This window comes from Streptomyces sp. NPDC026206 (genome assembly GCF_040638465.1).
In the GTDB taxonomy this organism is placed as follows: Bacteria; Actinomycetota; Actinomycetes; order Streptomycetales; family Streptomycetaceae; genus Streptomyces.
Genome location: NZ_JBEZYL010000028.1, coordinates 1 through 12,444 on the forward strand (window position 1 = coordinate 1; position 12,444 = coordinate 12,444).

Here is a 12,444-nt window from a genome sequence, read left to right on the forward strand (position 1 = left end):
GGGAGTAAACGTCCACTAACACAAAAATACCCACAAACCAGCACACGACCCCCCCCGGGCGTTACCCAAACCACCCCACCCCCCCCGCCCCGACGTCGTCGGGGCGGGCCTCTTGCGTTCGTACGGTCAGGAGCGCGCGGCGGGTACGTACCGCTGCAGCTCCGCGGCGAGTTCCTCGTGCACCCGGGCCTTGAGCAGGGTGCCCTCCGGGGTGTGCTCCTCGGAGATCACCTCGCCCTCGGCGTGGGCCCGCGCGACCAGGGCGCCGTGCGTGTACGGCACGAGGGCCTCGATCTCCACGGCGGGCCGCGGCAGCTCGGCGTCGATCAGCTCCAGCAGCTGCTGGATGCCTTCGCCGGTCCGCGCCGAAACCGCGATCGAGTGCTTCTCGACGCGCAGCAGCCGCTGCAGCACGAGCGGGTCGGCGGCGTCCGCCTTGTTGATCACCACGATCTCGGGCACGTCGACCGCGCCCACGTCGCGGATGACCTCGCGCACGGCGGCCAGCTGCTCCTCCGGCGCCGGGTGCGAGCCGTCCACCACGTGCAGGATGAGGTCGGAGTCGCCGACCTCCTCCATGGTGGAGCGGAACGCCTCGACGAGGTGGTGCGGCAGGTGCCGCACGAAGCCGACGGTGTCGGCGAGGGTGTAGAGCCGTCCGGAGGGCGTCTCGGCCCGGCGCACGGTCGGGTCGAGGGTGGCGAACAGGGAGTTCTCCACCAGCACGCCCGCGCCGGTGAGCCGGTTGAGCAGCGAGGACTTGCCCGCGTTGGTGTAGCCGGCGATGGCCACCGAGGGGACCTTGTTGCGACGGCGCTCCTGGCGCTTGATGTCGCGGCCGGTCTTCATCTCCGCGATCTCCCGGCGCATCTTCGCCATCTTCTCGCGGATCCGCCGCCGGTCCGTCTCGATCTTGGTCTCACCGGGACCACGGGTGGCCATGCCGCCGCCGGACGAACCGGAGCCACCGCCACCCATCTGCCGGGACAGCGACTGACCCCAGCCTCGGAGCCTGGGCAGCATGTACTGCATCTGGGCCAGCGAGACCTGCGCCTTGCCCTCGCGGGACTTGGCGTGCTGGGCGAAGATGTCGAGGATCAGGGCGGTCCGGTCGACCACCTTGACCTTGACTACGTCCTCAAGGTGGATGAGCTGGCCGGGGCTGAGCTCACCGTCGCACACCACGGTGTCGGCGCCGCTCTCCAGGACGATGTCCCGCAGCTCCAGGGCCTTGCCGGAGCCGATGTACGTCGCCGGGTCCGGCTTGTCGCGCCGCTGGACGACACCGTCGAGCACCATGGCACCCGCGGTCTCGGCGAGCGCGGCCAGCTCGGCGAGCGAATTGTCGGCGTCCTGCGCCGTGCCGGACGTCCAGACGCCCACCAGCACCACGCGCTCCAGGCGCAGCTGCCGGTACTCGACCTCGGTGACGTCCTCCAGCTCGGTGGAGAGTCCCGCTACACGCCGCAGGGCCGCGCGCTCGGAGCGGTCGTACTGTTCGCCGTCGCGCTCCCCGTCGATCTCGTGGCTCCAGGCGACGTCCTCTTCCATCAGGGCGTCGGCCCGCAGGCTCTCCGAGAGGCTCTGCCGGTCCTGGGGAAGGGAAGAAGAGGAGGTCATTTGATCCTTACGTCGTGGGTCGGTGCCTGCCCCCGCACCGGGGGCCTCAGGGTCGACAACGTCCGGCGGTGCCCGGAGATTCCCGGGCCGGCCGCCTTGCCGACCCGTCGATCGTCCCACGCTGCCGCGGCGTCGTCACGCGGGTTTCGGGGCGGCCTTCCAGTCGGGGTGCCCGGGCATGGGCGGGGTGTGCCGCCCGTACAGCCAGGGGCGCAGGAACCTGGACTGGTCCTGGCCGGAGACCTCGGTGGCGAGGGCGACGAAGTCGGCGGTACTCGCCGTGGAGTCACGGTGCCGCTGTACCCACGCGCGCTCCAGCCGGTCGAAGGCGGCGGCCCCGATCCGCTGGCGGAGGGCGTAGAGCACGAGCGCGCTGCCGTCGTAGACGACCGGCCGGAAGATGCTGATCTTCTTGCCGGGGACGGGCGGGGTGGGTGCGGCGGGCGGACCGCCGTCGGCACGCATCCTGTCGGACAGCTCGTAGGCGCGGTGCATGCGGTCGGCCAGCTTCCGGCCTGATCTCTCTTCGGCGTACTGCGCCTCGTACCAGGTGGCGTGCCCTTCGTTGAGCCACAGGTCGGACCACACGCGAGGGCTGACGCTGTCGCCGAACCACTGGTGGGAGAGCTCGTGCACCATGACCGACTCGACGTACCAGGCAGGGAAGCCGGGCTTGGTGAACAGGTCCCGCTCGAAGAGCGAGAGGGTCTGCGTCTCCAGTTCGAAGCCGGTCGAGGCGTCGGCGATGAGCACCCCGTAGGTCTCAAAGGGGTAGTGACCCACCTTCTTCTCCATCCATGCGACGTGTTCGGGCGTCTTCGCCGTCCACGTCTCCAGCGCCTTCCGGTCCGCCGAGGGCACCACGTCCCGCAGCTTCAGGCCTCCCGGGCCGCTGTGTTCCGGTACGGCGAAGCGGCCGATGGCGATCTGCGCGAGCTCGGTGGCCATCGGGTGCAGCGTCCGGTACGTCCAGGTGGTCCTCGCCCCTTCGGTCTCGCGCCCGGCGGGCAGCCCGTTGGCGACAACGGTGAGCTCCTTGGGGGCGGTGACCCTGAAGGTGAACATCGCCTTGTCGGAGGGGTGGTCGCTGCCGGGGAAGACCCGGTGGCCGGCGTCGGCCTGGTTGGCCATGACCAGACCGTCCCCGGTAGCTACCCAGCCGCCCTCTCCCTCGCTCCGGGGATCACTGGTGTGGTGGACGGTGACGGTGAACAAGGTTCCCGAGGTCAGCGTGTGCGCAGGAGTGACGACCACGTCCTCCCCGGCGGGGGCGAAGGGGGCGGCCACGCCGTTGACCTCGACCGAGCTGACGGTGCCGTGGGTGAAGTCCAGGTTGAACCGGTCGAGCTTCGCGCCGGCCCGGGCGACGATTCTGGTCACGGTGTCGAGCGGCTGGTTGTTCGCCCGGTAGTCGAAGGAGATGTCGTAGGTGGCGATGTCGTAGCCGGGGTTGCCGAGGTGGGGGAAGAGCCGGTCACCGACTCCCAGCGCCCCGGGGGCCGGCGGGGCCGCGGCCCCGAGGACCAGGGAGGCTGCTGCGACGACGAGGGCGGCCCGGCGGCGCGCGGACCGCCGGCGTCGGGGGGAACGCTCCGGTGAGTGCGACATGCGTCCACCGCTATCAGCGCCCGGCCGCCGACCGGTGGCGGCACGACGCCGTCCCACTCGTACGAGCGTCTCGGATGGTGGTACGAGTGTCGTATCACCCTTACGGGTACGGCGCCGCCCCTTGCGCGGGCCGCCTGCCGCTACAGCGGCGCCGGGGTCACCGAACGGCCCGCCCGCGCGACGTCGTAGACCCCCGGCACGCGGCGCATCGCCCGCATCAGCTCGGGGAGCCGGCCGGCGTCCGGCAGCTGAAGGGTGTAGGTGTGGCGCACACGCTGCTCGTGCGGCGGTTCGACCGCGGCGGAGACGACGGCGGCGCCCGCCGCCGCGATGGCCTCGGTCAGATCGGCGAGCAGATGCCGCCTGCTGAACGACTCGGCCCTCAGGGTGACCCGGTAGTCGCCGGCGCTCCCGCCGTCCTGGCTGCGCCAGTGCACCTCGACCGGCTTGCGACCCGAGGTGACCATCCGGTCCACCACGGGACACGGAGCGCGGTGCACGGTCACCGTTCCCCCACGCACCGTGAAGCCGGTGACCTCGTCGGGCGGCACCGGCGTACAGCAGCCCGCCAGCCGCACGCTCGCGGCCACCGGGCCTCCGCTCCCGGCGACGACGGCGACCGGCCCCTGCGTGGCCGGCGCGACGACCCGGGAGGCGGCCCGCGGGGGACCGGGGACAGGCGGCGCGGGCGGGGTGGGTGCGGCCGGTTCCTGGGCATGGGTGGCCAGCCAGCGGCCGATGGCGATGCGGGCCGCGGGCGTACGGGCGTGCTCGAGCCAGTCGGGGGACGGTCCGCAGGCGGCGTCCGCGGACATCAGCAGGTGCAGGGTGTCGCCGTCGCGCAGGACCGTGCTGAGCGTCGCCAGCCGGCCGTTCACGCGCGCGCCGATGCAGTGGTGCGCGCCCTCGCCGTACTGCGCGTACGCCGCGTCGACGCAGCTGGAGCCGGCCGGCAGGCCGATCGTGCCGCCGTCGGCGCGGAAGACGGTCACCTCGCGGTCCTGGGCCAGCTCGTCGCGGAGGGAGGTCCAGAAGGTGTCGGGGTCGGGAGTGGCGCGCTGCCACTCCAGCAGCCGGGAGAGCCAGCCGGGACGGGTGGGGTCGGCGCGCTCGCCGTCCGCGGCGTCGGGCGCCTCGGGGGCGGCGTAGGGGTTGCCGAGGGCGATGACGCCGGCTTCGGCGACGCGGTGCATCTGGTGCGTACGGATGAGGACTTCGGCGGCCTGCCCGCCCTCACCCGCGATGGCGGTGTGCAGGGACTGGTAGAGGTTGAACTTCGGTACCGCGATGAAATCCTTGAACTCCGAGATGAACGGTGTGAAGCAGGTGTGCAGCTCGCCGAGTACCGCGTAGCAGTCGGCGTCCTCCCCGACCAGGACGAGGAGTCTGCCCAGGTCGGAGCCGGTCAGCTCGCCACGCTTGAGGCGCACGCGGTGCACGGAGACGAAGTGCCTGCGGCGGACGATCACTTCGCCGGAGATGGCCGCCTCGCGCAGGACCGCCCGTACGCTCGCCGCCGTCGCCTCCAGCGGGTCCGGGCGACCGGCGTGGGCCAGGACGAAGTCCCGGGTGCGGGTGTACTCCTCGGGGTGGAGGATCGCGAAGACCAGGTCCTCCAGCTCCGTCTTGAGCGCCTGGACCCCCAGCCGCTCCGCGAGCGGAATCAGCACGTCGCGGGTGACCTTGGCGATCCGCGCCTGTTTCTCGGGGCGCATGACACCGAGGGTGCGCATGTTGTGCAGCCGGTCGGCGAGCTTGATGGACATCACGCGGACGTCGTTGCCGGTGGCCACGAGCATTTTGCGGAAGGTCTCGGGCTCGGCGGCGTTGCCGTAGTCCACCTTCTCCAGCTTGGTGACGCCGTCGACCAGGAAGCGCACCTCCTCGCCGAACTGCTCGCGGACTTGATCGAGCGTCACCTCGGTGTCCTCGACGGTGTCGTGCAGCAGGGAGGCGGTCAAGGTGGTGGTCTCGGCGCCCAGTTCGGCGAGGATCAGGGTGACGGCGAGAGGGTGGGTGATGTACGGCTCGCCACTTTTGCGCATCTGGCCGCGGTGGGACGATTCCGCGAGGATGTAGGCCCGGCGCAGGATGTCGAGGTCCGCACCGGGGTGATGGGCGCGGTGGACCTTGGCGACGTGGTCGATGGCATCAGGGAGCCTGCCGCGGGCCCCGGAGCCGCTGAGCGCCGCACGCCCGAGCCGTCTCAGGTCGATGCGGCGGCCGCGCCTGCGGCCGGGAGCACCGGTGTTCGTGGCCTCTGCGCTCATGGGCACCTCCGGCAGCGTCGACCGGCGGTCGGCTCACGCCGCCGGACCGGTGCTTGATGCTACCGAGCCCATCACGCAGTGCTCACCCGCTCTCGCCCAGAGTGAAACGGATCACCCATTCGAGCGAGCGCGTCGGGAGTGTCGGCGACGCCGCCGGGCGGCGGTGCCAAGAGGTGGGCCTCAGGCGGTGACCGCGGCGAACCAGGCGGCGTCGAGGACGCCCTCCGCGACGATGGCGGCGGGCCCGGTCATCTCGACCGTGCCGTCGGGGCTCTCGCTGATGACCAGGCGTCCGCCGGGCAAGTCGACGGTGTACGTGACGGGGTGACCGAGCACGGCCGGGTCGGCGCCGTCCCGGCGGGCCGCCGCGACCATGACGGCGCAGGCGCCCGTTCCGCAGGAACGGGTCTCGCCGGAGCCGCGCTCGTGGACCCGCATCGCGACGTGGCGCGGGCCCCGGTCGACGACGAACTCGACGTTGGCACCGTCCGGGTAGGCGCCGGCGGGGCTGACGGCTGGGGCGGTGAACAGGTTTCCGGCGTCGGCGAGGTCGCCGACGAAGGAGACGGCGTGGGGGTTGCCCATGTTGACGTTGCGGGCGGGCCAGCTGCGCTCGCCGACGGCGACGGTGACCTCGCCCTCCGGGAGCACGGCCCGGCCCATGCCGACGGTGATCTCGCCCGGCTCGCCGTCGGGCCCGGTTTTGGCGATGTGCGCGTGGCGGATGCCGGCGCGGGTGGCGATGGGGAGGTCGCCCTCCTCGGCGAGGCCCGCCCGCTGGAGGTAGTGCGCGAAGACGCGTACGCCGTTACCGCACATCTCGGCGATGCTGCCGTCACCATTGCGGTAGTCCATGAACCACTCGGCCTCGGCGGCCATCCCGCGCGCCTCGGGGTGCGCGGCGGAGCGCACGACGCGCAGCACGCCGTCCGCACCGATGCCCGCCCGCCGGTCGCACAGCCGCGCGACGGCGGCCGCGGACAGCTCGATGCGGCCGTCGTGGTCGGGGATGATCACGAAGTCGTTCTCGGTGCCGTGACCCTTGAGGAAGGAGATCTGCGCGGTGCTCACTCTTCGATGGTACGGGTGGCCTGTGACAGCGCCTCCCGCCGGGCCCGCGAGGCTCAGCGCAGGCGTGCCACGCGCCAGACGGCGAGGACGACCGCCACGGCGACGACGGCCGTGTACAGGGCGACGTACCGCCAGTCCGGGCGACGGCCGGAGCCGCGCGGCGGCATGCCGGGCCAGGTGTAGCCGACGCGGCGGGCCGCCATCACACCCCAGCCCGCGGCGCAGCAGCTGATGAGCAGGCCGAGCATGGCCACGACCGGGCCGCCGTCGCCGAACTCGAAGGCGAGCGGGAAGGCGAACATCAGCGAGCCGCTCGCGGCGAGCATGACAATCGGGGCCAGCTGCCAGACACGCAGCCTGCGCTGCGGGCGCAGCTCCCGGAACGACGCGGGCGCCGCGCTGCCGGGCGCGGTCTCCTCGGTGTCCTCGGGCCCGTCCGGACTCAAATCTTCCGGTTCGCCGAGCGGCGGCTGCTGCGGTCTGTCACGAGGGCCGGCCTCCATCGCCACGCGCCCTCCCAACCCGGACTTCACGGCTCGATCGAAGCTCGATGATGGCACGCCGGAGGATGCCTGCACGGCACACGGAGCGTCCCGATGCCATCACGTGATCAGGCTGTAATAGCCCGTTCGACCAACGACAGCGCTCGGCCGGGGAGTTCCGTCCGCTGATCGGCCGCTCCGCTCAGCCAATGGACGCGCGAATCCCGCCGGAACCACGAGTCCTGACGGCGGGCGAATCTCTTGGTGGCCCTTACGGTCTCGGCCCGCGCGGCCTCCTCGGTGCACTCCCCCGCGAGGAAGTCGAGCACCTGCTGGTAGCCGAGCGCGCGCGACGCCGTGCGCCCGTCGCGCAGTCCTTCGCGCTCCAGCGCGCGCACCTCGTCGACGAGCCCGTCCTCCCACATACGGTCGACCCGGACGGTGATCCGCTCGTCGAGCTCGGGGCGCCCGACATCCACGCCGATCTGCAGGGCGTCGTAGACAGGCTCTTCACCCGGCAGGTTCGCGGTGAAGGGGCGGCCGGTGAGCTCGATGACCTCCAGGGCGCGGACGATGCGTCGGCCGTTGCCCGGCAGGATCGCGCGGGCGGCGTCGGGGTCGGCGGCGCCCAGCCGGGCGTGCAGCGCCCCCGGTCCGTGCTCCGCCAGCTCCTCCTCCAGCCGGGCCCGTACGGCCGGGTCGGTGCCGGGGAAGTCCATGGCGTCGATGGTGCCCTTGATGTAGAGCCCTGAGCCCCCGACGAGCACGGGGGTACGGCCCTCGGCGAGGAGCCGGTCGATCTCCGCCCGGGCCAGCCGCTGGTACTCGGCGACACTCGCGGCCTCCGTGACGTCCCAGATGTCGAGCAGATGGTGCGGCACGCCCTGGCGCTCCCCCACCGTGAGCTTGGCCGTGCCGATGTCCATGCCCTTGTAGAGCTGCATGGAGTCGGCGTTGACGACCTCACCGCCCAGGTGCTGGGCGAGGGCGACGCCGAGATCCGACTTGCCGGCTGCCGTGGGGCCGACGACGGCGATGACCTGAGGTGCGGGAGCTGCGTTTCTCACCCGCTCAGTGTCCCAAACCTCCGGCGCACCCCACGAACGAGCGACGTGACGCGACGCCGACGGGTTCGTTGCCTGTTGCGAGGTTCCGAGAGCCGGTTCGCGGACCGGTGTCCGCAAGCGGCGCCATGGGACGCCCCGGACGACGCGGGATTTCGCTCACACCAGTAAGGTAATGGAGTAGATATGGGCGTGTTTTCAAGGATTCTCCGTAGGTCGTCCTCGACGTCAACGGAAGAGGCCGCGACTGCCACTCAGACGGCGGAATCCACCGACGCCGCCGAGGCGGCCGAGGCGAAGCCGGAGGAGGAGACGGCCAAGGCCGAGGACACCGCGGACGAGGCGGCCGAGGGAGTCGAGATCCCCAAGCAGCAGTCCGCGGAGAAGGCGGCCGACAGCGAGGCCGGTGAGGGCGCCCGCAAGTAAGTTTTGGCAAGGTAGGACGAGGGGCGGTCACCATGGGCCTGATGGACAATCTCAAGGCCAAGCTCGGCCCGTTGAAGGGCAAGGTCGGCGACCTCGCGCAGCAGCACGAGGGCAAGATCGAACACGGGCTGGAGAAGGCCGCACAGGTGGTCGATGCGAAGACCAAGGGCAAGTACAGCAGTCAGATCCGGACCGGGACGAGCAAGGCCAAGGACGCTCTCGGCCGTCTTGCCGAGAAGGAGCGCAAAGACGGCGGTGCGGACTCCAGGACTCCGTGACGCCTCGTCCTGATCCCTCGTCGGCGAACGGCCGTGGAGCCCGCTCCACGGCCGTCGCCGTGCCGGGCCGGTTCAGGTGGCCCGGACAGGGGCCAGTACGTCCCGACGGCCGCTCCGGGTCGTCTCCCACCCGGCCGTCGTCCCGCTACGACCAGCCGGCGACGTAGTACCCGACGCCGTACGGCGCCCCCTCGTACAGCAGCTGCCCATGCAGTCCCGCGCCCTCTCCGGCGCCCGCCAGAACCTGCCAGGGCGCGCGTCCCGCGGCCTTCAGCTCGTACGCCAGCTCCGCGTCCAGCGCTGCGAGCGCGGCGGTGTCGGCGGCACCCAGCGCCCGCACCGCACCGGCGTCGAAGGACTCGGCGCGCTCGTCGAGGTAACCCGGGGCCTTCAGGGTCCGGCAGGCACTGCCGTCGCCCATCACGAGGAACGCGACCCGCTCCGTACCCCCGGCCAGCTCCCGCCCGGCGGCCAGGCAGCGCTCGGCCTCCAGCTCTTCCCCGACACCCAGGCCCTCCACGGGCGCGGCCGCCCAGCCCGTGCGCTCCAGCAGCCAGGCCGCGACGGCCAGGGACTGCGGCAGTTCTCCCTCACCGGCGGGGTCACCCTGCCCGAGCCGAACATCGAGGTCCACACCGAGGCTCCGGAAGGAGCCGGTGGCGCCCTGCGGGTGCGGCCCGCGGCCGCGCAGACCGGCGGGGCCGAGGACGACCAGCCGGTCGGGACGGGCAGCAGCCAGCACGGCCACCGCGTCGAGGCAGGCGGCCCGCAGGCCGTCCAGTTCGGATGCGGCCCCGGCGGCCACCTCGGGGACGAGGAGGGGCGGACAGGGACATACGGCAGCGGCGACGAGCATGGCGCGAACGATACGCCCCGCCGTGCGCCCGCTGCTCGAGCGGGCCCGCGGCGGGGCGTGGAATCGGCCAGGCGGGAGCCGGGCGGCGACGTCAGTCGCAGCCGCAGCCCGTGGCGGCCGGGGCGGGCGTCGGCGCGGGCGCGCCGATCGTGGGAATGCCCAGCATGACGCCGGCCTGCTTCGGGGCCGCGGCGGCGGTGCGCTTCTCCCACGCGTCGCCCGCGCGCGTGCGGCGCACGGCCCTGGCGGGGCCTTCGGCGAGCAGGTGGTGCGGGGCGGCGTAGGTGATCTCGACGGTCACGACGTCGCCCGGGCGCACCGGCTCGTCGGGCTTGGTGCTGCGCTGATCGTTCAATCCTCGCAGGCTCGGATTGAAATGCACGAGCCGGTTGTCGGGCGCGCGGCCGGAGAGGCGGTGCGTGGCGCCGTCCTTGCGTCCCTCACCCTCGGAGACCATGACCTCCAGGGTCCGGCCGACCTGCTTCTTGTTCTCGTCCCAGGAGATCTCCTCCTGGAGGGCGACGAGACGCTCGTAGCGCGCCTGCACGACCTCCTTGGGGATCTGGCCCTCCATGGTCGCGGCCGGGGTGCCCGGGCGCTTGGAGTACTGGAAGGTGAAGGCGTTCGCGAAGCGCGCCTCGCGGACCACGTGCATGGTCTGCTCGAAGTCCTCCTCGGTCTCGCCGGGGAAGCCCACGATGATGTCGGTGGAGATGGCGGCGTCCGGCATGGCGGCGCGCACCTTCTCGATGATGCCGAGGAAGCGTTCCTGGCGGTACGAGCGGCGCATGGCCTTGAGCACCGTGTCCGAACCGGACTGCAGCGGCATGTGCAGCTGGTGCATCACATTCGGCGTCTCGGCCATCGCGGCGATCACGTCGTCGGTGAAGTCGCGCGGGTGCGGGGAGGTGAAGCGGACGCGCTCCAGGCCCTCGATCTCGCCGCAGGCGCGCAGCAGCTTGGAGAACGCCTCACGGTCACCGAGGTCCGAGCCGTACGCGTTGACGTTCTGGCCCAGCAGGGTGATCTCGCAGACGCCTTCGGAGACCAGTGTCTCGATCTCGGCGAGGATGTCGCCGGGCCGGCGGTCCTCCTCCTTGCCGCGCAGCGCCGGAACGATGCAGAACGTGCAGGTGTTGTTGCAGCCGACGGAGATGGAGACCCATGCCGCATAGGCGCTCTCACGGCGCGTAGGCAGCGTCGAGGGGAACGCCTCCAGCGACTCGGCGATCTCGACCTGTGCCTCTTCCTGGATGCGGGCGCGCTCCAGCAGCACGGGCAGCTTGCCGATGTTGTGCGTGCCGAAGACGACGTCGACCCAGGGGGCCCGCTTGACGATCGTGTCGCGGTCCTTCTGGGCGAGGCAGCCGCCGACGGCGATCTGCATGCCGGGCCGCTTCGTCTTCATCGGGGCCAGCCGGCCGAGGTTGCCGTACAGCTTGTTGTCGGCGTTCTCCCGCACCGCGCAGGTGTTGAAGACGACGACGTCGGCGTCGCCCTCGGCGGTGCCTTCGGGCGCGCGGACATAGCCCGCGTCCTCCAGGAGGCCGGACAACCGCTCGGAGTCATGGACGTTCATCTGGCACCCGTAGGTGCGCACCTCGTATGTCTTCGCACTCATCTCAATCGACCAGGGTACGTGGTCGCCAGGACACCCCGCCTCCTGCCTTGTCCCCCTCCGGCCCCGGGCCCGTCCCCCCGCTCGCGCAGGAGGCCTGGCCCGCACGGGGCGCGGCTGGCAGGATCCGACCCATGGCCCCCCGACTCCCGCGCCCCGGCAGGCGCCGCACCGCACGGGCGGGCGCGGCGGCCGCCGCCGTGCTCGCGCTGCTCATGTGGTGGCTGCTGCCCCAGGGCGGGGGCCCGTCGCCGAGTGGCCGGATCTCGGTGGCGACGGGGGTTCCGACCGGGGTGTACGCGAAGTACGGCGACCTCCTCAAGCGGGACCTGGCACAGGATCTGCCGGCCCTGGAGGTGCGGCTCCGGCGCAGCGAGGGCTCGCTGGACAACCTGCGGCAGCTCACGAGCGGCCGGGTGGACTTCACTCTGGCCACTGCGGACGCGGTGGCCATGTATCGCGACAGCCGGCAGCCCGGCGCTGAGCGGCTGCGCGCGTGTGCGCGGCTGTACGACGACTACATGCAGCTGGTGGTGCGCAAGGACTCGCCCGTGAAGTCGACGCGGGACCTCAAGGGGCTGCGGGTCGGAGTGGGCGCCGACAGCTCGGGCGTGCAGCTGATCACCAAGCGGCTGCTGAAGGCCGCCGGACTGGACTTCGAGAAGGACATCACGCCGGTACGGGTCGGCATCGACCGGATGCCGGGACTGCTGGACAAGGGAGAGCTGGACGCCTTCTTCTGGTCCGGTGGACTGCCCACCAACGCCGTGCAGTCCCTCGGGCGGCGGCTGCCGATCCGGCTGGTCCAGCTCGGCGATCTCATCGGTCCGCTGCACGCCCTGGGCGAGGAGGCGCGGTTCTACCGGGCGGCCATGATGCCGGCGGACGCCTATCCGGAGCTGCGCGCCACCCAGGTCGTCAAGACGATCGCGGTCGCCAATCTCCTCGTCACCGTGGACGACACCGACGCCGACCTCACGGAGAGCATCACCCGCACGGTGATCAAGAGCCGTGATCGCATCGGCGTCAGGGTGCACGCCGCGCAGAAAGTGGACCTCCGCACGGCCATCTTCACCAATCCGCTGCCGCTGCACGCGGGCGCCCGCCGCTATTACGTGTCGGTCAAGCCCTGAAACCCTTCCGGGGCGCAA

Annotated in this window: 11 protein-coding genes; 3 read left to right on the plus strand and 8 right to left on the minus strand. The window is 71.8% G+C overall.

Annotated features, from left to right (window positions below):
* Positions 1-126: 126 nt before the first annotated feature.
* The 6 genes from hflX to miaA form a co-directional block, all read right to left on the minus strand.
* Positions 127-1,620, minus strand: a complete 1,494-nt coding sequence (hflX, locus tag AB0F13_RS26450; RefSeq protein WP_362087249.1) for a GTPase HflX — start codon at positions 1,618-1,620, stop codon at positions 127-129.
* A gap of 135 nt (positions 1,621-1,755) precedes the next feature.
* Positions 1,756-3,228, minus strand: coding sequence for a M1 family metallopeptidase (locus tag AB0F13_RS26455; protein ID WP_362087252.1), 1,473 nt, complete (start codon positions 3,226-3,228; stop codon positions 1,756-1,758).
* Between the two features lie 140 nt (positions 3,229-3,368).
* A complete protein-coding gene (locus tag AB0F13_RS26460; RefSeq protein ID WP_362087255.1) occupies positions 3,369-5,498 on the minus strand; it encodes an HD domain-containing protein in 2,130 nt (709 codons plus the stop codon).
* A gap of 180 nt (positions 5,499-5,678) precedes the next feature.
* Positions 5,679-6,569: a diaminopimelate epimerase gene (gene dapF / locus AB0F13_RS26465; RefSeq protein WP_362087258.1), complete on the minus strand. Its 891-nt coding sequence runs from the start codon at positions 6,567-6,569 to the stop codon at positions 5,679-5,681.
* A 53-nt stretch (positions 6,570-6,622) separates the two neighbouring features.
* Complete coding sequence (locus AB0F13_RS26470) at positions 6,623-7,072, minus strand: hypothetical protein (RefSeq protein ID WP_362087352.1); 450 nt, start codon at positions 7,070-7,072, stop codon at positions 6,623-6,625.
* A gap of 107 nt (positions 7,073-7,179) precedes the next feature.
* The gene (gene miaA, locus AB0F13_RS26475; protein ID WP_362087261.1) at positions 7,180-8,118 is read right to left on the minus strand and encodes a tRNA (adenosine(37)-N6)-dimethylallyltransferase MiaA; all 939 of its coding nucleotides are present in this window, start codon (positions 8,116-8,118) and stop codon (positions 7,180-7,182) included.
* A gap of 183 nt (positions 8,119-8,301) precedes the next feature.
* Here miaA and AB0F13_RS26480 point away from each other — a divergent pair, with 183 nt between their 5' ends.
* On the plus strand, positions 8,302-8,541 hold the full coding sequence (locus tag AB0F13_RS26480; protein ID WP_362087264.1) for a hypothetical protein: 240 nt from the start codon (positions 8,302-8,304) through the stop codon (positions 8,539-8,541).
* Between the two features lie 32 nt (positions 8,542-8,573).
* Entirely contained in the window at positions 8,574-8,819 is a 246-nt protein-coding gene (locus AB0F13_RS26485) for an antitoxin (protein WP_362087267.1), read from the plus strand.
* A gap of 145 nt (positions 8,820-8,964) precedes the next feature.
* Here the strand turns inward: AB0F13_RS26485 and AB0F13_RS26490 are convergent, their stop codons facing one another.
* Both AB0F13_RS26490 and miaB read right to left on the minus strand, forming a co-directional pair.
* Positions 8,965-9,675: a class III extradiol dioxygenase subunit B-like domain-containing protein gene (locus tag AB0F13_RS26490; protein ID WP_362087269.1), complete on the minus strand. Its 711-nt coding sequence runs from the start codon at positions 9,673-9,675 to the stop codon at positions 8,965-8,967.
* Between the two features lie 91 nt (positions 9,676-9,766).
* Positions 9,767-11,296: a tRNA (N6-isopentenyl adenosine(37)-C2)-methylthiotransferase MiaB gene (gene miaB / locus AB0F13_RS26495; protein WP_362087272.1), complete on the minus strand. Its 1,530-nt coding sequence runs from the start codon at positions 11,294-11,296 to the stop codon at positions 9,767-9,769.
* Between the two features lie 131 nt (positions 11,297-11,427).
* On the opposite strand from miaB, the gene AB0F13_RS26500 reads away from it, so the two are divergent.
* A complete protein-coding gene (locus tag AB0F13_RS26500; protein WP_362087275.1) occupies positions 11,428-12,426 on the plus strand; it encodes a TAXI family TRAP transporter solute-binding subunit in 999 nt (332 codons plus the stop codon).
* Positions 12,427-12,444: the final 18 nt, after the last annotated feature.

Bases quoted from the DNA above. Each gene is read 5' to 3' on its own strand.
- hflX (WP_362087249.1), bottom strand. From the start codon at position 1,620: ATGACCTCCTCTTCTTCCCTTCCCCAGGACCGGCAGAGCCTCTCGGAG.
- AB0F13_RS26455 (WP_362087252.1), bottom strand. From the start codon at position 3,228: ATGTCGCACTCACCGGAGCGTTCCCCCCGACGCCGGCGGTCCGCGCGC.
- AB0F13_RS26460 (WP_362087255.1), bottom strand. From the start codon at position 5,498: ATGAGCGCAGAGGCCACGAACACCGGTGCTCCCGGCCGCAGGCGCGGC.
- AB0F13_RS26470 (WP_362087352.1), bottom strand. From the start codon at position 7,072: ATGGAGGCCGGCCCTCGTGACAGACCGCAGCAGCCGCCGCTCGGCGAA.
- AB0F13_RS26480 (WP_362087264.1), top strand. From the start codon at position 8,302: ATGGGCGTGTTTTCAAGGATTCTCCGTAGGTCGTCCTCGACGTCAACG.
- AB0F13_RS26485 (WP_362087267.1), top strand. From the start codon at position 8,574: ATGGGCCTGATGGACAATCTCAAGGCCAAGCTCGGCCCGTTGAAGGGC.
- AB0F13_RS26490 (WP_362087269.1), bottom strand. From the start codon at position 9,675: ATGCTCGTCGCCGCTGCCGTATGTCCCTGTCCGCCCCTCCTCGTCCCC.
- miaB (WP_362087272.1), bottom strand. From the start codon at position 11,296: ATGAGTGCGAAGACATACGAGGTGCGCACCTACGGGTGCCAGATGAAC.
- AB0F13_RS26500 (WP_362087275.1), top strand. From the start codon at position 11,428: ATGGCCCCCCGACTCCCGCGCCCCGGCAGGCGCCGCACCGCACGGGCG.